General features: G+C 72.1%; 19 protein-coding genes. 15 read left to right on the top strand and 4 right to left on the bottom strand.

Features of this window, described 5'->3' with window-relative positions:
* A partial coding sequence (locus BZL64_RS22000; RefSeq protein ID WP_086770917.1) for an enoyl-CoA hydratase/isomerase family protein occupies nt 1-553 on the bottom strand: 553 nt, incomplete at its 3' end.
* A 126-nt stretch (nt 554-679) separates the two neighbouring features.
* On the opposite strand from BZL64_RS22000, the gene BZL64_RS21995 reads away from it, so the two are divergent.
* Complete coding sequence (locus BZL64_RS21995; RefSeq protein WP_086770916.1) at nt 680-1,318, top strand: HdeD family acid-resistance protein; 639 nt, start codon at nt 680-682, stop codon at nt 1,316-1,318.
* Nucleotides 1,319-1,493: 175 nt separating this feature from the next.
* Nucleotides 1,494-2,057: an ATP-binding protein gene (locus BZL64_RS21990; protein WP_086770918.1), complete on the top strand. Its 564-nt coding sequence runs from the start codon at nt 1,494-1,496 to the stop codon at nt 2,055-2,057.
* Nucleotides 2,058-2,067: 10 nt separating this feature from the next.
* Here the strand turns inward: BZL64_RS21990 and idi are convergent, their stop codons facing one another.
* The 3 genes from idi to galE all read right to left on the bottom strand — a co-directional run bounded on the left by idi (nt 2,068) and on the right by galE (nt 4,952).
* The gene (gene idi / locus BZL64_RS21985; RefSeq protein WP_086770915.1) at nt 2,068-2,661 is read right to left on the bottom strand and encodes an isopentenyl-diphosphate Delta-isomerase; all 594 of its coding nucleotides are present in this window, start codon (nt 2,659-2,661) and stop codon (nt 2,068-2,070) included.
* A gap of 239 nt (nt 2,662-2,900) precedes the next feature.
* Nucleotides 2,901-3,842 (bottom strand): cation diffusion facilitator family transporter, encoded by a 942-nt coding sequence (locus BZL64_RS21980; RefSeq protein ID WP_086770914.1) that lies wholly within the window; start codon nt 3,840-3,842, stop codon nt 2,901-2,903.
* 138 nt (nt 3,843-3,980) lie between these two features.
* Nucleotides 3,981-4,952 carry a UDP-glucose 4-epimerase GalE gene (gene galE / locus BZL64_RS21975; RefSeq protein WP_086770913.1) on the bottom strand — a complete coding sequence of 324 codons (972 nt, stop codon included), beginning with the start codon at nt 4,950-4,952 and terminating at the stop codon, nt 3,981-3,983.
* Nucleotides 4,953-5,345: 393 nt separating this feature from the next.
* On the opposite strand from galE, the gene BZL64_RS21970 reads away from it, so the two are divergent.
* The 13 genes from BZL64_RS21970 (at nt 5,346) to shc (ending at nt 19,515) form a co-directional block, all read left to right on the top strand.
* On the top strand, nt 5,346-7,148 hold the full coding sequence (locus tag BZL64_RS21970) for a DUF5941 domain-containing protein (RefSeq protein ID WP_086770912.1): 1,803 nt from the start codon (nt 5,346-5,348) through the stop codon (nt 7,146-7,148).
* On the top strand, nt 7,145-7,897 hold the full coding sequence (locus BZL64_RS21965; protein ID WP_086770911.1) for a phosphocholine cytidylyltransferase family protein: 753 nt from the start codon (nt 7,145-7,147) through the stop codon (nt 7,895-7,897). The genes BZL64_RS21970 and BZL64_RS21965 overlap by 4 nt, the downstream gene beginning before the upstream one ends.
* Entirely contained in the window at nt 7,885-8,946 is a 1,062-nt protein-coding gene (locus tag BZL64_RS21960) for an iron-containing alcohol dehydrogenase family protein (protein WP_086770910.1), read from the top strand. Before BZL64_RS21965 ends, BZL64_RS21960 begins: the two co-directional genes overlap by 13 nt.
* Complete coding sequence (locus BZL64_RS21955; protein WP_086770909.1) at nt 8,924-9,703, top strand: CDP-alcohol phosphatidyltransferase family protein; 780 nt, start codon at nt 8,924-8,926, stop codon at nt 9,701-9,703. Before BZL64_RS21960 ends, BZL64_RS21955 begins: the two co-directional genes overlap by 23 nt.
* Complete coding sequence (locus BZL64_RS21950) at nt 9,700-10,593, top strand: glycosyltransferase family 2 protein (protein WP_086770908.1); 894 nt, start codon at nt 9,700-9,702, stop codon at nt 10,591-10,593. Before BZL64_RS21955 ends, BZL64_RS21950 begins: the two co-directional genes overlap by 4 nt.
* Before the next feature lie 97 nt (nt 10,594-10,690).
* Nucleotides 10,691-11,620 (top strand): ABC transporter permease, encoded by a 930-nt coding sequence (locus BZL64_RS21945; protein ID WP_086770907.1) that lies wholly within the window; start codon nt 10,691-10,693, stop codon nt 11,618-11,620.
* Nucleotides 11,613-12,395 carry an ABC transporter ATP-binding protein gene (locus BZL64_RS21940; RefSeq protein WP_086770906.1) on the top strand — a complete coding sequence of 261 codons (783 nt, stop codon included), beginning with the start codon at nt 11,613-11,615 and terminating at the stop codon, nt 12,393-12,395. The genes BZL64_RS21945 and BZL64_RS21940 overlap by 8 nt, the downstream gene beginning before the upstream one ends.
* Before the next feature lie 360 nt (nt 12,396-12,755).
* The gene (gene hpnC, locus BZL64_RS21935) at nt 12,756-13,649 is read left to right on the top strand and encodes a squalene synthase HpnC (RefSeq protein ID WP_086770905.1); all 894 of its coding nucleotides are present in this window, start codon (nt 12,756-12,758) and stop codon (nt 13,647-13,649) included.
* Nucleotides 13,646-14,596 carry a presqualene diphosphate synthase HpnD gene (gene hpnD / locus BZL64_RS21930; protein ID WP_086770904.1) on the top strand — a complete coding sequence of 317 codons (951 nt, stop codon included), beginning with the start codon at nt 13,646-13,648 and terminating at the stop codon, nt 14,594-14,596. The genes hpnC and hpnD overlap by 4 nt, the downstream gene beginning before the upstream one ends.
* Nucleotides 14,596-14,751 (top strand): DUF6380 family protein, encoded by a 156-nt coding sequence (locus tag BZL64_RS42195; RefSeq protein ID WP_425276060.1) that lies wholly within the window; start codon nt 14,596-14,598, stop codon nt 14,749-14,751. The genes hpnD and BZL64_RS42195 overlap by 1 nt, the downstream gene beginning before the upstream one ends.
* The gene (gene hpnE, locus BZL64_RS21925) at nt 14,748-16,244 is read left to right on the top strand and encodes a hydroxysqualene dehydroxylase HpnE (protein WP_086770903.1); all 1,497 of its coding nucleotides are present in this window, start codon (nt 14,748-14,750) and stop codon (nt 16,242-16,244) included. Before BZL64_RS42195 ends, hpnE begins: the two co-directional genes overlap by 4 nt.
* A 74-nt stretch (nt 16,245-16,318) precedes the next feature.
* Nucleotides 16,319-17,383, top strand: coding sequence for a polyprenyl synthetase family protein (locus tag BZL64_RS21920; protein ID WP_167396181.1), 1,065 nt, complete (start codon nt 16,319-16,321; stop codon nt 17,381-17,383).
* 119 nt (nt 17,384-17,502) lie between these two features.
* Nucleotides 17,503-19,515, top strand: coding sequence for a squalene--hopene cyclase (gene shc, locus BZL64_RS21915; RefSeq protein WP_086770901.1), 2,013 nt, complete (start codon nt 17,503-17,505; stop codon nt 19,513-19,515).
* The last annotated feature ends 27 nt before the right edge of the window (nt 19,516-19,542 follow it).

The following is a 19,542-nucleotide window of genomic DNA, read 5'->3' as shown; positions in this document are numbered from 1 at the left end:
TGGCGTCGAGTTCGCCGGCCGGCAGCACCTCGTCGACCAGGCCGGTCCGCAGCGCCCGCTCCGTGTCGATCAACTCGCCCGAGAACAGCAGGTACTTGGCGGCGGCCGGTCCCACCAGCGCCACCAGCCGCCGGGTCGCCGACGACGGGTAGACGATCCCGAGCTTGGCCGGCGTGACCCCGAACAGGGCGCCGTCCTCGGCGAACCGCAGGTCGCAGGCTGCCGCGAGCTGAGCGCCCCCGCCCACGCAGTGCCCCTTCACCGCGGCCAGCGTCGGCCCGGGGAAGGCGGCGAGGGCCTCCTCGGCCCGCACGGCCAGCGACTGGGCCTCGTCCGGCGAGCCCTGCAGCGTGGAGATGTCGGCCCCCGCGCAGAAGGTGCCGCCCGCGCCGGTCAGCACCAGCGCCCGTACGCCGGGATCGGCGGCCAGCTTCTCCAGCAGTGGCGGCAGCGCGCGCCACATCGCGGCCGTCATGGCGTTGCGCTTGGCCGGATGGTGCAGGACGACGGTGGCGACAGCGTCGGTGACACCGTGCAGCAGTTCGGGCTCCATGGCCCGGATGCTAACCGTCCGGCCGGGCGCATGATCAAGCGCGGCCGGGTGAGCGTTATGCCATCGGGGGCAAAGGGGACTAAAGGGGAAGGGAACGCAAGAGAAGACCGACGCGAGGAGATGCCCATGGACACGTCCTCCCGGCCCGAGGTCGAGGCGGACAGGCTCCGCAGGGGGTTCGGCCGACTCGCCGTGCTCGGGGTGATCCTCGTGGTGGCCGGCCTCGTCGGGCTCGTCTACACCGGTGTCGCCACCCTGACCTCGATGCTGCTGTTCGGCTGGCTGCTGCTGATCGGCGGCGCGGTGGGCCTGGTGCACGCCATCGAGGCCCGCGGCACCGGCTTCTTCTGGCTCGGCGCCATCGTGGCCGCCCTGAACATCGCCGCCGGAGTCGTCGTCATCCGCAAACCCGACGAGGCTGCCGCCGCCCTCACCATGTTCGCCGCCCTGCTGTTCCTCACCGGCGGCCTCTTCCGGCTGGTGGGCAGCATGGTCGTACGGGGCTCGCAGTTCGGCTGGACGCTCCTGCTGGGCGCCTTCGACCTGCTGCTGGGCATCCTGGTGCTGATCGACTGGCCGAGCAGCAGTCAGTACGTCATCGGCTGCTTCTTCTCCCTCGCCCTCCTCTTCGACGGCCTCGGGCTGCTCGCCACCGGCTTCGGCGGACGGCGCATCGTGGGGCTGGTCTCCGGGCGCATGGCCGGGGAGGCGGACGCCGGGGATGAACCGGGCGAGCGCGCCGCCAAACCCGTACAACCCGAATAGTGCGCGAAGGCGGCACGGCTGCGACAGAAGTGGTCGTGATTGCGGCGAGAAGGGGTCCCCGGTGGTCGGGAGTGCTCGATATCGGCTGACTTCTGTTCAGGTATCCGGCGTGAAGCGCGGCGTTACCAACACTCGACGTGTGGTGACAATCGAGCGCAAGGACGGCGACCGGACGATGGAGAACGACGGGCGCGGGCCCGGCCCACGCCCCGAGGGCGAAACGGGGGCACCTCCCGAGAGCGCGGACACCCCCGCGGACGGCAGAGCGCCGCAACCGCCGCCGCAGACGATGCCCCCACCGCGACCGCTGCCGTACGAAGGCGTCTGGCGGTTCACCGCGCCCGCCGAGGACGCCTCGGTCCCGCAGGCCAGACACGCCGTGCGGGACCTGCTGTACCGGCAGGGGGTACCGGCCTCGGACGACCTGGTCCAGGGCCTCCTGCTGATCGTCTCCGAGCTGGTGACCAACGCCGTACGGCACGCGGCACTGCTCTCGCCGATGCTCGCGGTGGAGGTGGCCGTCGGTGCCGAGTGGGTGCGGGTGTCCGTGGAGGACAACCACCCCTACCGCCCGACCGCACTGGAGGCCGATCACGGCCGGACCGGCGGCCGGGGACTGCTGCTGGTACGCGAGATCACCCGGGAGGCGGGCGGGGTGTGCGAGGTCGAGCACACCTCGAGCGGCGGCAAGGTGATCTGGGCCGCCCTGCCGCTCAAACCCGCCGCCGGAATCCGCTAGCGCACCCCGTTCACCAGCCGGCCGAGGGGCCCGTCAGCTCCCGTACCGCCGGCCTGGCCGCGTCCAGCACGGTCATGAACCAGGAGGAGAACACGTCCTTCGCATGCCGCTCCGCCAGCTCGGCGGGCGTCACGAAGACGATGTCGCCGACCTCCACCGGGTCCGGCCGCGGCGTGGACTGCACCATCCCGACGAACAGATGGTTGTACTCCTGCTCCACCAGGCCCGAGGCCGGGTCGGGGTGGTTGTAGCGGACCGTGCCCGCCTCCGCCATCAGCGAGGGGGACACCCCCAGCTCCTCGAACGTGCGCCGCGCCGCCGCCGCGAACGGTGCCTCACCGGGGTAGGGGTGACCGCAGCAGGTGTTGGACCAGACGCCGGGGGAGTGGTACTTGCCCAGCGCCCGCTGCTGGAGCAGCAGCCGCCCCTGCTCGTCGAAGAGGAACACCGAGAACGCCCGGTGCAGAAGCCCCGGCGCCTGATGGGCCGCGAGCTTCTCCGCGGTGCCGATCGTCACGCCGTTCTCATCGACCAGCTCCAGCAAAATCGCGTCCGCGGTGCCGTTCGACGAGCCGGTCGTCGCGGTGGCAGGTGTGATCGGCATACCCATCCTTAACATCGGTCCCTCGCGCCCCCAGTCTGCCGTACGCGCACGGCGCTCCCGGCACTTCCACGCGAACGCCCGCATGTCCCGCCACCCGGCGCGACCACGGCCGCCGCCATTCCGTCACCGGAAACGGGGGCCCGGTGGTTGATCTTGCCCGGCGCCGCGCGCCCGGAACCGTCCGGAACGGATGTGCGAACCCCGCGCCGCCCGGCGGTCGCTCCCCGCGCGCCCGGCGGTCAGTGGCAGAGCCGCGCCTCGTGCTGCGCGTGCCCGCTCGGCTCCAGCTGGAAGGTGCAGTGGGCCACGTCGAAGTGATCGCCCAGGCAGCCCTGGAGCTCGTGCAGCATCTTCTCGTGGCCGATCGCGTCCAGCACGTCCGAACGCACCACCACGTGCGCCGACAGCACCGGCATCCCGGAGGTGATCGTCCAGGCGTGCAGGTCGTGCACGTCCTCCACGCCGTCCAGGGCGACCATGTGGGTGCGCACCTCCGCCATGTCGACGCCCTTCGGGGCCGCCTCCAGCAGCACGTCCAGCGTCTCGCGCAGCAGCTTCACGGTCCGCGGCACGATCATCAGGCCGATGACGAGCGAGGCGACCGGGTCGGCGGCCTGCCAGCCGGTCGTCAGGATCACCACCGCCGAGAGCAGCACCGCGACCGAGCCCAGCGCGTCCGCCGCCACCTCCAGGAACGCGCCCCGCACATTGATGCTGTCCGCCTGCCCGCGCATCAGCAGGGTCAGCGAGATCATGTTGGCGACCAGGCCGATCCCACCGAACACGATCATCAGGGCGCCCTCGGTCGGGGCCGGCGTGAAGAACCGCTGGACGGCCTCGTACACGACGTACCCGCCCACGCCGAGCAGCAGCAGACAGTTGGCGAGGGCGGCCAGGATCTCCGCGCGGGCGTACCCGAAGGTGCGGTTCCCGGTCGGCGGGCGGCCCGCGAAGTGGATGGCGAGCAGCGCCATGCCCAGGCCGACCGCGTCGGTCGCCATGTGCGCCGCGTCGGCGATCAGGGCGAGGGAGTCGGCGAGCACTCCGCCGACGATCTCCACCACCATGACGGTGAGCGTGATCGCGAGTGCGGCGCGCAGCCGGCCGCGGTACGCCGCCGCGGCCGTCCCGGTGGCCGGCGCGTGCGTGTGACCGTGGCCGTGATCGTGCCCAGCCCCCATGAGAAACAGCCTCCTGTGATCCGCCCTGGGCCCCCAGTGAACTACGGGTGGGGGGTACCCGGCAACGCGGCACTGAACACCGTTGTCATGTGCCCTGACCTGCGGAAACGAACTGCAGGTCAGGGGCCCGACGGCAGCTCACCCGCCGTGGTGCAGCTGCCAGCCCTGCCAGGCCGACGCGACCATCTCCCGCATCCCGCGCGAGGCGGTCCAGTCCAGCTCCCGGGCGGCCAGCGCCGCCGAGGCCACCGCGCGCGGGGCGTCGCCGGGGCGGCGCCCCTCGACCAGGGCCGGCCGGCCGTCACCGGTGACCTCGCCGATCAGCGTGACCAGCTCGCGCACCGAGACGCCCTCGCCCCGGCCGATGTTCACCGTCAGATCGCCGCGCACGCCCGGTGCGCAGAGCCGCCGGGCCGCCGCGAGATGGGCCTCGGCCAGGTCGGCGACGTGGATGTAGTCCCGTACGCAGGTGCCGTCCGGCGTCGGATAGTCGTCGCCGAAGATCCGCGGAGCCTCGTCGCGGGTGAGCCGGTCGAAGACCATCGGGACGATGTTGAAGACGCCGGTGTCGGCCAGCTCCGGCGCCGCCGACCCCGCCACGTTGAAGTAGCGCAGGCACGTCGTCGCGATGCCGTGCGCCTCGCCCGCCGCCCGCACCAGCCACTCCCCGGCGAGCTTGGTCTCGCCGTAGGGGTTGACCGGGGCGCAGGGGGTGTCCTCCGTGATGAGGTCCACGTCCGGATTGCCGTAGACGGCCGCCGACGAGGAGAACAGGAACCGGCGGACACCGGCCTCGGCGACCGCCTCCAGCAGGGTGGCCAGCGTGCCGAGGTTCTCCCGGTAGTAGCGCGCGGGCCGCGCCACCGACTCGGCGACCTGCTTGCGCGCCGCCAGGTGCACCACACCGGTCACCGCGTGCTCGGCCAGCACCCGCTTCAGCAGGCGCGCGTCGAGCGCCGAGCCCGCCACGAGCGGCACGTCCGCGGGCAGCCGCGCGGGCACGCCTGCCGACAGGTCGTCCAGGACGACGACGCGCTCGCCGGCGCCGGTCATGGCCCGCGCCACGTGCGCCCCTATGTATCCGGCCCCGCCGGTGATCAGCCACGTCATGGCCGCCCACTTTAGACCGCCCGGCAAGGAGAGGGCGGCGCCGCGGGGTCGGGCACGCGACTCCGCTCCTCCTCTCCTCCTCGCAGCCCCCGATCGCCGGGCGGTCCTGTGCCGAGTCCTCGGGCCCGTGTGCAATGTCCCGGATGTCTGCCGCGGGGGAGCGCGGTTTGTGGGCGGGGCCGCCGATCGCACATGATGATCTCGGCGAAGGCCGGTCCGGGCCGTGTGGATCCGACCTGAACGGCCGGTGAACACGGCCTTCCCGGCATCCGATAGCCTCTGCCGAATGCCGCGCCCGGTGCCCTCACCGGTGCCGCCAAGGGCGCCCGCCATGCAGAGCCCACCACGCAGACGTCCGGCGCGCACGCGCCGGGACCCAGGGAGTGAGTTCGGTTGTCGACCGCCATCCTCACCGGTCAGCCGGTCCCCGGTTCGTCGATCGAGGCAGACCTGCGGTCCCTCGGCTTCGACATCCGGACCGCCACCGATGCCGCCGACGCGGAGACGCTCCTCGCCGCCGTCCCGGCTGACCAGCGGGTCGCCGTCGTCGACACCCGCTTCGTCGGGCACACCCACGCGCTGCGCCTCGGCCTCACCGACCCCCGCTTCCCGCTCGCCGCGGTGCCCGGCGCCGTCACCGCGCAGCCGGCCGGCCGTCAGGCACTGACCCGCGCCATGGCCCGCGAGAACTCCACGAGCGGCGGCACCGCCCTCGCCGTGGACAGCCTCGCCGACCGCATCGTCACCGCCCTCGACGCGGACGGCGGCGAGGTGCACCGGCCCGAGCTGGGCAGCCTGGTCGCCGTCGTCCCGGCCGACCCGCAGGCCCGCAACGAGGCACGGCAGGCCGTCGGCGCCGTCGACGACGAGGCCGTACGCCTGAAGTCGGCCGTGAAGGCCCGCGACGGCTTCTTCACCACGTTCTGCATCAGCCCCTACTCGCGCCACCTCGCCCGCTGGTGCGCCCGCCGGGGACTCACCCCCAACCAGGTCACCACCGCCTCGCTGATCACCGCGCTGATCGCGGCGGGCTGCGCGGCCACCGGCACCCGCGGCGGCTACGTCGCCGCCGGGCTGCTGCTCCTCCTCTCCTTCGTGCTGGACTGCACCGACGGCCAGCTCGCCCGCTACTCCCTGCAGTACTCCACCCTCGGAGCCTGGCTGGACGCCACCTTCGACCGGGCCAAGGAGTACGCCTACTACGCCGGCCTCGCCCTCGGAGCGGCCCGCGGCGGGGACGACGTATGGGCGCTCGCCCTCGGCGCGATGGTCCTGCAGACCTGCCGGCACGTCGTGGACTTCTCCTTCAACGAGGCCAACCACGACGCCACCGCCAACACCAGCCCCACCGCCGCCCTCTCCGGAAAGCTGGACAGCGTCGGCTGGACGGTCTGGGTGCGGCGGATGATAGTCCTGCCCATCGGCGAACGATGGGCCATGATCGCCGTTCTCACCGCGGCCACCACCCCCCGCATCACCTTCTACGCGCTCCTCGTCGGCTGTGCGTTCGCGGCGACCTACACCACGGCGGGCCGGGTCCTGCGCTCCCTGACCCGCAAGGCGCGCCGCACGGACCGGGCGGCCCAGGCACTGGCGGACCTCGCGGACAGCGGGCCGCTGGCCGGCCTGCTGGTCCGATTCCTGCCCGGCGTGGCACGTCCGACGGCGGCCCTCAGTGCCGCCGCCGGCGCCGTCATGGTCACGCTCGGTGCCTGGCTGTGGGGACCGAGCTGGTGGGTCGTGCTGATGGCGGGTGCCTACGTGCTGCTCTCCGCAGAAGCCGTCGCCCGCCCCCTCAAGGGCGCCCTCGACTGGCTCGTCCCGCCCGTGTTCCGCGCCGCCGAGTACGGCATGGTGCTGATCCTCGCGGCGAAGGCGGACGTGAACGGAGCGCTACCGGCGGCTTTCGGACTGGTTGCCGCCGTCGCCTACCATCACTACGACACGGTGTACCGCATCCGCGGCAACGCCGGAGCGCCGCCGGCCTGGCTGGTGCGCGCGGTCGGGGGGCAGGAGGGGCGGACGCTGCTCGTGGCCGTCCTGGCCGCGGCGCTCACCGCCCGGCAGTTCACGGTCGCTCTCACGGTCCTCGCCGTGGCCATCGCCCTCGTGGTGATCGCCGAGAGCATCCGCTTCTGGGTCGCCGCCCACCGGGCAGGCGCCCCGTCCGTACACGATGAAGGAGAACCCGCATGATCGGCCTCGTGCTGGCGGCCGGCGCCGGACGGCGTCTGCGCCCCTACACCGACAGCCTGCCCAAGGCGCTGGTGCCGGTGGGGCCCGCGGGTATAGAGGGCGAGCCCACGGTGCTGGACCTGACCCTCGGCAACTTCGCCGAGATCGGTCTGACCGAGGTCGGGGTCATCGTCGGCTACCGCAAGGAAGCCGTGTACGAACGCAGGGCGGCCCTGGAGGCGAAGTACGGCCTCAAGCTGACCCTCATCGACAACGACAAGGCCGAGGAGTGGAACAACGCCTACTCCCTGTGGTGCGGGCGTGACGCCCTCAAGGACGGGGTGATCCTCGCCAACGGCGACACCGTGCACCCGGTCTCCGTCGAGAAGACCCTGCTCGCCGCCCGTGGCGAGGGCAAGCGGATCATCCTCGCCCTCGACACCGTGAAGTCCCTCGCGGACGAGGAGATGAAGGTCGTCGTCGACCCCGCGAAGGGCATGACGAAGATCACCAAGCTGATGGACCCCGCCGAGGCCACCGGCGAGTACATCGGCGTCACCCTCATCGAGGGCGACGCCGCCCCCGAGCTGGCCGACGCGCTGAAGACGGTGTGGGAGACCGACCCGCAGCAGTTCTACGAGCACGGTTACCAGGAACTGGTCAACCGCGGTTTCCGGATCGACGTGGCCCCGATCGGCGACGTCAGCTGGGTCGAGATCGACAACCACGACGATCTCGCCCGTGGACGGGAGATCGCGTGCCAGTACTGACCCGGCTGATCCCCTCCCCGGTCGTCGTCGACATCCGTCCGGGTGCCCTCGACGACCTCGTGGGGGTCCTCGCCGACGAGCGCATCTCGCACTCCGGCAAGCTCGCGATCGCCGTCAGCGGCGGCTCGGGCGCCCGGCTGCGCGAACGCCTCACCCCCTCCCTGCCCGGCGCCACCTGGTACGAGGTCGGCGGCGGCACCCTCGACGACGCCGTGCGGCTCGCCGGTGACATAAAGGCCGGCCACTACGACGCCGTCGTGGGCCTGGGCGGCGGCAAGATCATCGACTGCGCCAAGTTCGCCGCGGCCCGGGTGGGCCTCCCGCTCGTCGCCGTACCGACGAACCTCGCGCACGACGGCCTGTGCTCCCCGGTCGCCACCCTCGACAACGACGCGGGCCGGGGCTCCTACGGGGTGCCGAACCCGATCGCGGTCGTGATCGACCTGGACGTCATCCGCGAGGCACCGGTGCGCTACGTGCGGGCCGGCATCGGCGACGCCGTCTCCAACATCTCGGCGATCGCCGACTGGGAACTGGCCCACCGCGTCACGGGCGAGAAGATCGACGGCCTCGCCGCCGCGATCGCCCGGCAGGCCGGCGAGGCGGTCCTGCGGCATCCCGGCGGCATCGGCGACACCGGCTTCCTCCAGGTGCTCGCCGAGGCGCTCGTCCTCAGCGGCATCGCGATGTCGGTGTCCGGCGACTCCCGCCCGTCCTCCGGCGCCTGCCACGAGATCAACCACGCCTTCGACCTGCTGTATCCCAAGCGCGCCGCCGCCCACGGCGAGCAGTGCGGACTCGGCGCGGCCTTCGCGATGTACCTGCGCGGAGCCCACGAGGAGTCCGCGTACATGGCCGAGGTGCTGCGCCGGCACGGGCTGCCGGTGCTGCCCGACGAGATCGGCTTCACGACCGACGAGTTCGTCGAGGTCGTGGAGTTCGCCCCGCAGACCCGCCCCGGCCGCTACACGATCCTCGAACACCTCGACCTCAAGACCGAACAGATCAAGGACACCTACGCCGACTATGTCAAGGCCATCGGTAGCTGAACTCAGACCGGTCGTCCACCCTCCGGGGGTGAAGGACCGGCGCAGCGGTGAACACTGGATGGGACGCCTCTACATGCGTGAGGTGTCCCTGCGGGTCGACCGCTACCTGGTCAACACCAGGGTCACGCCCAACCAGCTCACGTACCTGATGACCGTCTTCGGCGTGCTCGCGGCCCCGGCCCTGCTGGTGCCGGGGATCACGGGCGCCGTGCTCGGCCTGGTCTGCGTGCAGATGTACCTGCTGCTGGACTGCGTCGACGGCGAGATCGCCCGCTGGAAGAAGCAGTACTCGCTCGGCGGCGTCTACCTCGACCGGGTCGGCGCCTACCTGACCGACGCCGCGGTGCTCGTCGGGTTCGGCCTGCGCGCAGCCGACCTGTGGGGCAGCGGCCGTATCGACTGGCTGTGGGCCTTCCTCGGCACGCTGGCCGCGCTCGGCGCCATCATGATCAAGGCGGAGACCGACCTCGTCGGCGTCGCCCGTCACCAGAGCGGACTGCCGCCCGTCAAGGAGACGGCGTCCGAGCCGCGCTCCTCCGGCATGGCGCTGGCCCGCCGGGCCGCCGCCGCCCTGAAGTTCCACCGCCTGATCCTCGGGATGGAGGCCTCGCTGCTCATCCTGGTCCTGGCGATCGTGGACCAGACGCGCGGGGACCTCTTCTTCTCCCGGATCGGCGTCGCCGTCCTGGCCGGCATCGCCCTGCTCCAGACCGTGCTGCACCTGGTGTCCATCCTGGCGTCGAGCAGGCTGCGATGAGCGCCCCCATGAAGGTCGGCGCGGTCGTCATCACCATGGGCAACCGCCCCGAGGAACTGCGCGCGCTGCTCGACTCGATCGCCAAGCAGGACGGCGACCCGGTCGAGGTCGTCGTGGTCGGCAACGGCTCCCCGGTCCCCGACGTCACCGAGTTCTCCACGCACGTACGCACCGTCGAGGTGCCCGAGAACCTCGGCATTCCCGGCGGGCGCAACGTCGGCATCGAGGCCTTCGGCCCCAGCGGGCGCGACGTCGACGTCCTGATGTTCCTCGACGACGACGGACTGCTCGCCCAGCACGACACCGCCCGGCTGTGCCGCGAGGCCTTCGCGGCCGACCCCGAGCTGGGCATCATCAGCTTCCGCATCGCCGACCCCGACACCGGGGTCACCCAGCGCCGCCACGTGCCCCGGCTGCGGGCCGCCGACCCGATGCGCTCCTCCCGCGTCACCACCTTCCTCGGCGGCGCCAACGCGGTGCGCACCCAGGTCCTCGCCGAGGTCGGCGCTCTCCCGGACGCGTTCTTCTACGCCCACGAGGAGACCGACCTGGCATGGCGGGCCCTCGACGCCGGCTGGATGATCGACTACCGGTCCGACATGGTGCTGCACCACCCGACGACCGCGCCCTCGCGGCACGCGGTCTACCACCGCATGGTCGCCCGCAACCGGGTCTGGCTGGCCCGCCGCAACCTCCCCGCGCCCCTGGTCCCGGTGTACCTCGGGGTCTGGCTGCTGCTCACTCTGGTGCGCCGCCCCTCGCGCTCGGCACTGAAGGCGTGGTTCGGTGGTTTCCGGGAAGGCTGGACCACATCGTGCGGACCGCGCAGGCCCATGAAGTGGCGTACGGTGTGGCGGCTGACCCGACTGGGCCGGCCTCCCGTCATCTGACAAGCTCGTCCCCGAGGGCCCCGGGCCGTTCCGCGGCCCCCCGGCACGTGCCGGCCCGGTTCAGGCCGCGCATCCCGAAGACGAAAGTTTCCTACTGGTGAGTGAGACAACGCATGACGGCGCAGTCGCGGTGAGTGCGCCGCCGTCGCCCGACGAGGGCCTCACGGCGGCGCAGCTGGCCGCCAAGTACGGGTTGGCCGTGAGCGGTGCCCGGCCCTCGCTGCGGGAGTACCTGGGCCGGCTCTGGGGGCGCCGTCACTTCATCCTGGCCTTCTCCCAGGCGAAGCTGACCGCCCAGTACAGCCAGGCCAAGCTGGGGCAGTTGTGGCAGGTCGCCACCCCGCTGCTGAACGCCGCCGTGTACTTCATGATCTTCGGCGTGATCCTCAACGCGAGCCGCGGCATGGAGAAGGAGGTGTACATCCCGTTCCTCGTCACGGGCGTGTTCGTCTTCACCTTCACGCAGTCCTCGGTGATGAGCGGTGTCCGCGCGATCTCGGGCAACCTCGGCCTGGTCCGCGCCCTGCACTTCCCGCGGGCCGCGCTGCCGATCTCCTTCGCGCTGCAGCAGCTCCAGCAGCTGCTGTACTCGATGATCGTGCTGTTCCTCGTGGTGATCGGCTTCGGCAGCTACCCGGACGCCTCCTGGCTGCTGATCATCCCCGCGCTGGTGCTCCAGTTCTGCTTCAACACCGGTCTGGCGCTGGTCTTCGCGCGGGCCGGCGCGAAGACCCCGGACCTGGCCCAGCTGATGCCGTTCGTGATGCGGACCTGGATGTACGCCTCCGGGGTCATGTTCTCCATCCCCGTCTTCCTCGCCGACAAGCCGCAGTGGATGGCGAGCGTCCTGCAGTGGAACCCGGCCGCCATCTACATGGACCTGGTGCGCTTCGCCCTCATCGACGAGTACGGCTCCGATTACCTGCCCCAGCACGTGTGGGCCGTCGCCGGCGGCTGGGCCGTGCTGTTCGCGGTCGGCGGCTTCGTCTACTTCTGGCAGGCGGAGGAGAGGTACGGCCGTGGCTGAGCAGGCGCCGGGCACCCGGGTCCCCACCGTCATCGCCGAGGACGTGCACATCGTCTACCGCGTCAACGGCGCCAGGACGGGCAAGGGCAGCGCCACCGCCGCCCTCAGCCGCATCGTCAAGCGCGGCGGCGAGGAGCGGGGCGTGCGCAAGGTGCACGCGGTGCGCGGCGTCTCCTTCGTCGCCCACCGCGGCGAGGCCATCGGCCTGATCGGCTCCAACGGCTCCGGCAAGTCCACCCTGCTGCGCGCCATCGCCGGCCTGCTGCCGCCGGAGAGCGGCAAGGTCTACACCGACGGCCAGCCCTCGCTCCTCGGCGTGAACGCCGCCCTCATGAACGACCTCACCGGCGAGCGCAACATCGTCCTGGGCGGCCTGGCCATGGGCATGTCCCGCGAGCAGATCAAGGAGCGCTACCAGGAGATCGTCGACTTCTCCGGCATCAACGAGAAGGGCGACTTCGTCACCCTGCCCATGCGCACCTACTCCTCCGGCATGCAGGCGCGGCTGCGGTTCTCCATCGCCGCGGCCAAGGACCACGACGTCCTGATGATCGACGAGGCGCTGGCCACCGGCGACGCGAAGTTCCGCAAGCGCTCCGAGGAACGCATCCGGGAACTGCGCCGGCAGGCCGGGACGGTGTTCCTGGTCAGCCACAGCAACAAGTCGATCCGTGACACCTGCGACCGCGTGCTGTGGCTGGAGCGCGGTGAGCTGCGCATGGACGGACCGACCGAAGAGGTCCTGCGGGAGTACGAGAAGTTCTCCGGGAAGTGACCCGGTGCCGCACTGGCCCCGCCGGAACCGTCCGGCGGGGCCCGATGTCTGCAAAGGAAGCGTCAACTCCTGCCTGCCGTAGGAAGCTTGACGCCAATCGGTGTGTTGTTGTGATCTGCGGGACACCCGCGCGAACCTCGTCGCGTTGTACAACGTAAGCTGTAGCGGGTCCCGAAACGCGCCAAGTGGGGCGATAATGCGCGACACCCCCAGCCGCGGCTGCCGCGCGGGCGGCCGGGCGGCGTGTCCGAAATAGTGGGTGTCGGGTTGTCGGTGTAGAACGGGAGATGTGACGGCAATGGCTACGGAAACTCCCCAGCTCAACGCGAGCCGTGCCGTCTCTGCCCCGGGCAGCCGACGATGACGGCGACGGACACCGCGGACGCGGAGCGCGGCACCCTCGCCAAGGCCGCGGACGAGAACTTCCCCGTGGCCCCCTTCTTCCTGCCCCGGGACTGGCGCGAGGATCTGGTCGCCGTGTACGGCTTCGCCCGCCTCGTCGACGACATCGGTGACGGCGACCTGGCGCCCGGCGGCGCCGACGCCCGCCTGCTCGGCGTGCCGGCCGGTGAGGCCGAGGACCGGCTGGTCCTCCTCGACGCCTTCGAGGCCGACCTGCGGCGCGTCTTCGACGGCACGCCCCGCCACCCCCTGCTGCGCCGCCTCCAGCCCACCGTGCGCCGCCGCTCGCTCACCCCCGAGCCCTTCCTCGGCCTGATCGCCGCCAACCGCCAGGACCAGCTCGTCACCCGGTACGAGACCTACGACGACCTGCTGGCCTACTGCGAGCTGTCCGCCAACCCGGTGGGCCGGCTGGTCCTCGCCGTCACCGGCACCGCGACCCCCGAGCGCGTCCGCCGCTCCGACGCGATCTGCACCGCTCTGCAGATCGTCGAGCACCTCCAGGACGTGACCGAGGACCTCGGCCGCGACCGTGTCTACCTTCCCGCCACGGACATGAAGCGATTCCATGTCCAGGAGGCGGATCTCGCCGCGGCCACCGCGGGCGCGTCGCTGCGCGCCCTGGTCGCCTTCGAAGCCCAGCGCGCCCGCGACCTCCTGGACGAAGGCGCCCCCCTCGTGGGGAGCGTCCACGGAAGGCTGAGGCTGCTGCTCGCCGGCTTCGTGGCGGGAGGACGGGCGGCGCTCCACGCGATCGCCGCCGTCCAGCACGACGTTCTTCCCGGCCCGCCCAAGCCCGGCAGGCTCCGGCTGCTGCGCGAGGCGGGCGTGACCCTGCGAGGAAAGGGGTGATCCGGACCGTGGAGTCACCGCCACCCGTGTCAGCACCGGTACTCGCCGCCTACGGCTACTGCGAGACCGTCACCGGACAGCAGGCGCGCAACTTCGCCTACGGCATCCGGCTGCTGCCCACCGCGAAGCGGCGTGCGATGTCGGCGCTGTACGCGTTCTCGCGCCGCGTCGACGACATCGGCGACGGCGCGCTGGACGGCGAGATCAAGAGCGCCCGGCTGGAGGACACGCGCGCGCTGCTCACCCGCGTCCGCGCGGGCGAGGTCGAGGAGGACGACACCGACCCCGTCGCGGTCGCACTCGCGCACGCGGCGCAGGCCTTCCCGATCCCGCTGGGCGGCCTGGACGAGCTGATCGACGGCGTCCTGATGGACGTCCGCGGCGAGACCTACGAGACCTGGGACGACCTGAAGACGTACTGCCGCTGTGTGGCGGGCGCCATCGGGCGGCTCTCCCTGGGCGTGTTCGGTACGGAACCGGGGGCGCGCGGCGGCGACCGGGCGCCGGAGTACGCCGACACCCTCGGCCTCGCCCTCCAGCTGACCAACATCCTCCGTGACGTCCGCGAGGACGCCGCGGGCGGGCGCACCTATCTGCCCGCCGACGACCTCGCCAAGTTCGGCTGCTCGGCCGGGTTCGACGGGCCGCAGCCGCCCGAGGGCTCCGACTTCGCGGGCCTCGTGCACTTCGAGGTGCGACGGGCCCGCGCCCTGTTCGCCGAGGGCTACCGGCTGCTTCCCCTGCTCGACCGGCGCAGCGGCGCCTGCGTGGCCGCGATGGCCGGCATCTACCGCCGCCTCCTCGACCGCATCGAGCGCGACCCCGAGGCCGTCCTGCGCGGCCGGGTCTCGCTCCCCGGCCGGGAGAAGGCGTACGTCGCCGTCCGCGGCCTCTCCGGTCTGGACACCCGCCATGTGTCCCGGCTGGCCGGCAGGAGGCAGATCTGATGGACCCACAAGGTGACGACGCGAGGGAACAGGGCGATGCCGCCGGAGAAAAACGGCACGCAACCCTCCGCCTCGGCGCGGCGTCCCTGACTGCGACGGTCAGCCGTGCAGAGTTCGACCGTCACGGTGGACGCACAGGGGAGGGTGCACGATGAGCGACGAGCCGCGCTCCGGCATCCCGGAGAGCACCGGCCGGCACGCCGTCGTGATCGGCGGCGGGCTCGCCGGCACCACCGCCGCGCTCGCGCTCGCCGACGCGGGAGTGCGGGTCACGCTGCTGGAGGGCCGGCCCCGGCTCGGCGGCCTGGCCTTCTCCTTCCGGCGCGACGGACTCACCGTCGACAACGGCCAGCATGTGTACCTGCGCTGCTGCACCGCCTACCGCTGGTTCCTCGACCGCATCGAGGGCACCGCGCTGGCACCGATCCAGAACCGTCTCGACGTGCCCGTCGTCGACCTTGCCAAGCCCGAGGGGCGACGGCTCGGCAGACTGCGCCGCGACGCGCTGCCGGTCCCCCTCCACCTCGGGCGCAGCCTCGCCACGTATCCGCATCTCTCGCTCGCCGACCGCGCCAGGGTCGGCCGGGCCGCGCTCGCGCTGAAGGGACTCGACCTCGCCGATCCGGCCCTGGACGCACAGAACTTCGGCGACTGGCTGACCGCGCACGGTCAGTCGGCGCGCGCCGTGGAGGCCCTGTGGGACCTGGTGGGGGTCGCCACCCTCAACGCGGTCGCGGGCGACAGCTCCCTGGCACTCGCCGCGATGGTGTTCAAGACCGGCCTGCTGTCCGACCCGGGCGCCGCCGACATCGGCTGGGCGCATGTCCCGCTGGGCGACCTGCACGACCGCCTCGCCCGCAAGGCCCTCGACTCCGCGGGCGTGCGCACCGAGGTCCGTACCCGCGTCACCTCCATCTCCCCCGAGGACAACGGCGGTTGGAGCGTCGAGGTCCCCGGCGAGACCCTGCGCGCGGACGCCGTCGTCCTCGCCGTACCGCAGCGCGAGGCATACGACCTGCTGCCGGCCGGGGCGCTCGACGACCCCGAGCGGCTCCTGGAGATCGGGACGGCGCCGATCCTGAACGTGCACGTCGTCTACGACCGCAAGGTGCTCGACGTGCCCTTCCTCACCGCGCTCGGCACCCCCGTGCAATGGGTCTTCGACCGCACCGAGGCCTCCGGACTGACCGAGGGACAGTACCTGGCCGTCTCGCAGTCCGCCGCGCACGAGGAGATCGACGCACCCGTCGCCGCCCTGCGCGAGCGCTACCTGCCCGAACTGGAGCGGCTGCTGCCGGCCGCCCGCGGCGCCACGGTACGGGACTTCTTCGTGACCAGGGAGCGCACGGCCACCTTCGCTCCCACCCCCGGCGTCGGACGGCTCAGGCCCGGCGCCCGCACCAAGGCATCCGGCCTGTACCTGGCCGGAGCGTGGACCGCCACAGGGTGGCCCGCGACCATGGAGAGTGCGGTCCGCAGCGGCGTGAGCGCGGCGGACGCCGCCCTCGGCGCCCTCGGCCGGCCCCGCCCCCGCCGCCTCTTCGCCGTCGAGGAGGCCGCCTACTGCATCGTCCCGGGGGACAACCCCCGGACCCCCGGCCAAGAACCGGAGGACCCCGGTATTCCACTGCGAGGTGGGACCCGGTGACGTTCGATCAGCACGGCTCGGCACACCCCCGCACCCCCTCCGGTACCGCGACAAGAGGAGAATCTGTGCCCACTGTGCCCCCGGCCGAGAAGGCCGCCAGGAGGACCGCGGTGGACGTGACCGCACTGCTGGAGCGCGGCCGGACCCTGGCCACACCGGTGCTGCGCGCCGCCGTCGACCGGCTGGCGTCGCCCATGGACACGGTCGCCGCCTACCACTTCGGCTGGATCGACGCCCACGGCAACCCGACCGACGGGGACGGCGGCAAGGCCGTACGTCCCGCGCTCGCGGTGCTCTCCGCGGAGGTCACCGGCGCCGCGCCCGAGGTGGGTGTGCCCGGCGCGGTCGCCGTCGAACTGGTCCACAACTTCTCGCTCCTGCACGACGACCTGATGGACGGCGACGAGCAGCGCCGCCACCGCGACACCGTCTGGAAGGTGCACGGCCCCGCCCAGGCCATCCTGGTCGGCGACGCCCTGTTCGCTCTCGCCAACGAGGTTCTCCTCGAACTCGGCACGGTCGAGGCGGGCCGGGCCGCCCGTCGGCTGACCACCGCCTCCCGCGCCCTGATCGACGGCCAGGCCCAGGACATCTCCTACGAGCACCGCGACCGCGTCAGCGTCGAGGAGTGCCTGGAGATGGAGGGCAACAAGACCGGCGCCCTGCTGGCCTGCGCCAGCTCGATCGGCGCGGTGCTCGGCGGCGCGGACGCGCACACCGCCGACACCCTGGAGCGTTACGGCCACCACCTCGGCCTGGCCTTCCAGGCCGTCGACGACCTCCTCGGCATCTGGGGGGACCCGGAGGCCACCGGCAAGCAGACCTGGAGCGATCTGCGCCAGCGCAAGAAGTCCCTGCCGGTCGTGGCCGCGCTCGACGCCGGCGGTCCCGCCTCCGAGCAACTCGCGGAGATGCTCGCCGCCGACGCCAAGCGCAGCGACTTCGAGAACTTCTCCGAGGAGGAGTTCGCGGCCCGCGCCGCGCTCATCGAGGAGGCCGGCGGCCGCGAGTGGACCGCCGGGGAGGCACGCCGTCAGCACACCATCGCCATCGAAGCCCTGAACGCCGTCGACATGCCCGAGCAGGTCCGGGAGCGGTTCACGGCGCTCGCCGACTTCGTCGTCGTACGAAAGAGATGATCACTATCGGTCGAATAGCCCTCGCGTAGTCGCCGGCCGGTGGCGCGGGAAGAGACGCACCGGCCGACGGCGGACCCACAGCAGACGCAACGCCATGCACACTGCACGAAGGGGAAGCCATGACAGCGACGACCGACGGAAGCACCGGGGCCCTCCCGCCCCGTGCTGCCGCGGCCAGCGAAACCCGTATCGACATCCCCGCGGCGGCCGGGGTACAAGAAGCCGCCGTGCGCGCGGTGCAGCGCGGAGCCGACTTCCTGCTCGCCCGGCAGGACGTCGAGGGCTGGTGGAAGGGCGACCTCGAGACGAACGTCAGCATGGACGCCGAGGATCTGCTGCTCCGTCAGTTCCTGGGCATCCAGGACGAGTCGACGACCCGCGCCGCCGCCCTCTTCATCCGCGGCGAGCAGCGCGCGGACGGCACCTGGGCCACCTTCCACGGCGGACCCGGCGACCTCTCCGCCACCGTCGAGGCGTACGTCGCCCTGCGGCTGGCCGGGGACGAGCCCGGGGCGCCGCACATGGCGAAGGCCTCCGCCTGGATCCGCGACCAGGGCGGGATCGCCGCCGCCCGGGTCTTCACCCGGATCTGGCTGGCGCTGTTCGGCTGGTGGAAGTGGGACGACCTGCCCGAACTCCCTCCGGAACTCCTCTACTTCCCGAAGTGGTTCCCGCTCAGCATCTACAACTTCGGCTGCTGGGCCCGGCAGACCATCGTGCCGCTCACCGTCGTCTCGGCGAAGCGTCCGGTGCGTCCGGCGCCCTTCCCCCTCGACGAACTGCACACCGACCCGGCCGATCCCAACCCGCCCAGGCCGCCGGCCCCGTTGGCGAGTTGGGACGGACTGTTCCAGCGGCTGGACAAGGTGGTGCGCGGCTACCGCAGGGTCGCGGTGCGCAGACTGCGGGGAGCGGCCCTGAACTCGGCCGCCCGCTGGATCATCGAGCGGCAGGAGAACGACGGCTGCTGGGGCGGCATCCAGCCGCCGGCCGTGTACTCGGTGATCGCCCTGTACCTGCTCGGCTACGACCTCGAACACCCCGTGATGCGGGAGGGCCTGAAGTCGCTGGACCGGTACGCGGTGTGGCGCGAGGACGGGGCCCGGATGATCGAGGCCTGCCAGTCACCCGTGTGGGACACCTGCCTCGCCACCATCGCGCTGGCCGACGCGGGGGTGCCGGCCGACCACCCCCAACTGGTCAAGGCGGCCGACTGGATGCTGGGCGAGCAGATCGTGCGGCCCGGCGACTGGTCCGTGCGGCGGCCCCACCTCCCGCCAGGGGGCTGGGCGTTCGAGTTCCACAACGACAACTACCCCGACATCGACGACACCGCCGAGGTGGTCCTCGCGCTGCGCCGGGTCCGCCATCACGACCCGGACCGGGTGGAGAGCGCGATCGGGCGCGGGGTGCGCTGGAACCTCGGCATGCAGTCCAGGAACGGCGCCTGGGGCGCGTTCGACGTGGACAACACCAGCCCCTTCCCCAACCGGCTGCCGTTCTGCGACTTCGGAGAGGTCATCGACCCGCCGTCCGCGGACGTCACCGCGCACGTCGTCGAGATGCTCGCCTTCGAGGGCCTCTCCCACGATCCGCGCACCCGCCGCGGCATCAACTGGCTGCTCGCCGAACAGGAGCCGGACGGTTCGTGGTTCGGGCGCTGGGGCGTCAACTACATCTACGGCACCGGCTCGGTGGTGCCGGCCCTCACCGCCGCCGGACTGCCCGCCCGGCACCCGGCGATCCGGCGGGCGGTCGGCTGGCTGGAGCGCGTACAGAACGAGGACGGCGGCTGGGGCGAGGACCTGCGCTCCTACCAGGACCCGGCACGCTGGAGCGGCCGGGGCGCCTCCACCGCCTCTCAGACCGCCTGGGCGCTGATGGCGCTGCTGTCGGCGGGGGAGAAGGACTCCAGGGCCGTGGAGCGGGGCATCGCCTGGCTCGCCGAGACCCAGCGCGAGGACGGTTCCTGGGACGAGCCCCAGTTCACCGGCACCGGCTTCCCCTGGGACTTCTCCATCAACTACCACCTGTACCGGCAGGTCTTCCCGCTGACCGCGCTGGGCCGGTACGTCCACGGCGAGCCCCTCGCCGCGAAGGTGCCGGTTCCCGCCGAGGCCGAGGGGAGCTGATGAACGCCCAGCCCGCCCCGGCCCCGC

Origin of the sequence: Streptomyces bobili, assembly GCF_002154575.1 — a bacterium.
Lineage (GTDB): Bacteria > Actinomycetota > Actinomycetes > Streptomycetales > Streptomycetaceae > Streptomyces > Streptomyces bobili.
Note: the sequence above shows the minus strand (reverse complement) of the source record. Positions and strands in the feature narration are given on the sequence as shown.

Bases quoted from the DNA above. Each gene is read 5' to 3' on its own strand.
- BZL64_RS21995 (WP_086770916.1), top strand. From the start codon at position 680: ATGGACACGTCCTCCCGGCCCGAGGTCGAGGCGGACAGGCTCCGCAGG.
- BZL64_RS21990 (WP_086770918.1), top strand. From the start codon at position 1,494: ATGGAGAACGACGGGCGCGGGCCCGGCCCACGCCCCGAGGGCGAAACG.
- idi (WP_086770915.1), bottom strand. From the start codon at position 2,661: ATGCCGATCACACCTGCCACCGCGACGACCGGCTCGTCGAACGGCACC.
- BZL64_RS21980 (WP_086770914.1), bottom strand. From the start codon at position 3,842: ATGGGGGCTGGGCACGATCACGGCCACGGTCACACGCACGCGCCGGCC.
- galE (WP_086770913.1), bottom strand. From the start codon at position 4,952: ATGACGTGGCTGATCACCGGCGGGGCCGGATACATAGGGGCGCACGTG.
- BZL64_RS21965 (WP_086770911.1), top strand. From the start codon at position 7,145: ATGATCGGCCTCGTGCTGGCGGCCGGCGCCGGACGGCGTCTGCGCCCC.
- BZL64_RS21955 (WP_086770909.1), top strand. From the start codon at position 8,924: ATGTCAAGGCCATCGGTAGCTGAACTCAGACCGGTCGTCCACCCTCCG.
- BZL64_RS21950 (WP_086770908.1), top strand. From the start codon at position 9,700: ATGAGCGCCCCCATGAAGGTCGGCGCGGTCGTCATCACCATGGGCAAC.
- hpnC (WP_086770905.1), top strand. From the start codon at position 12,756: ATGACGGCGACGGACACCGCGGACGCGGAGCGCGGCACCCTCGCCAAG.
- BZL64_RS42195 (WP_425276060.1), top strand. From the start codon at position 14,596: ATGGACCCACAAGGTGACGACGCGAGGGAACAGGGCGATGCCGCCGGA.
- hpnE (WP_086770903.1), top strand. From the start codon at position 14,748: ATGAGCGACGAGCCGCGCTCCGGCATCCCGGAGAGCACCGGCCGGCAC.
- shc (WP_086770901.1), top strand. From the start codon at position 17,503: ATGACAGCGACGACCGACGGAAGCACCGGGGCCCTCCCGCCCCGTGCT.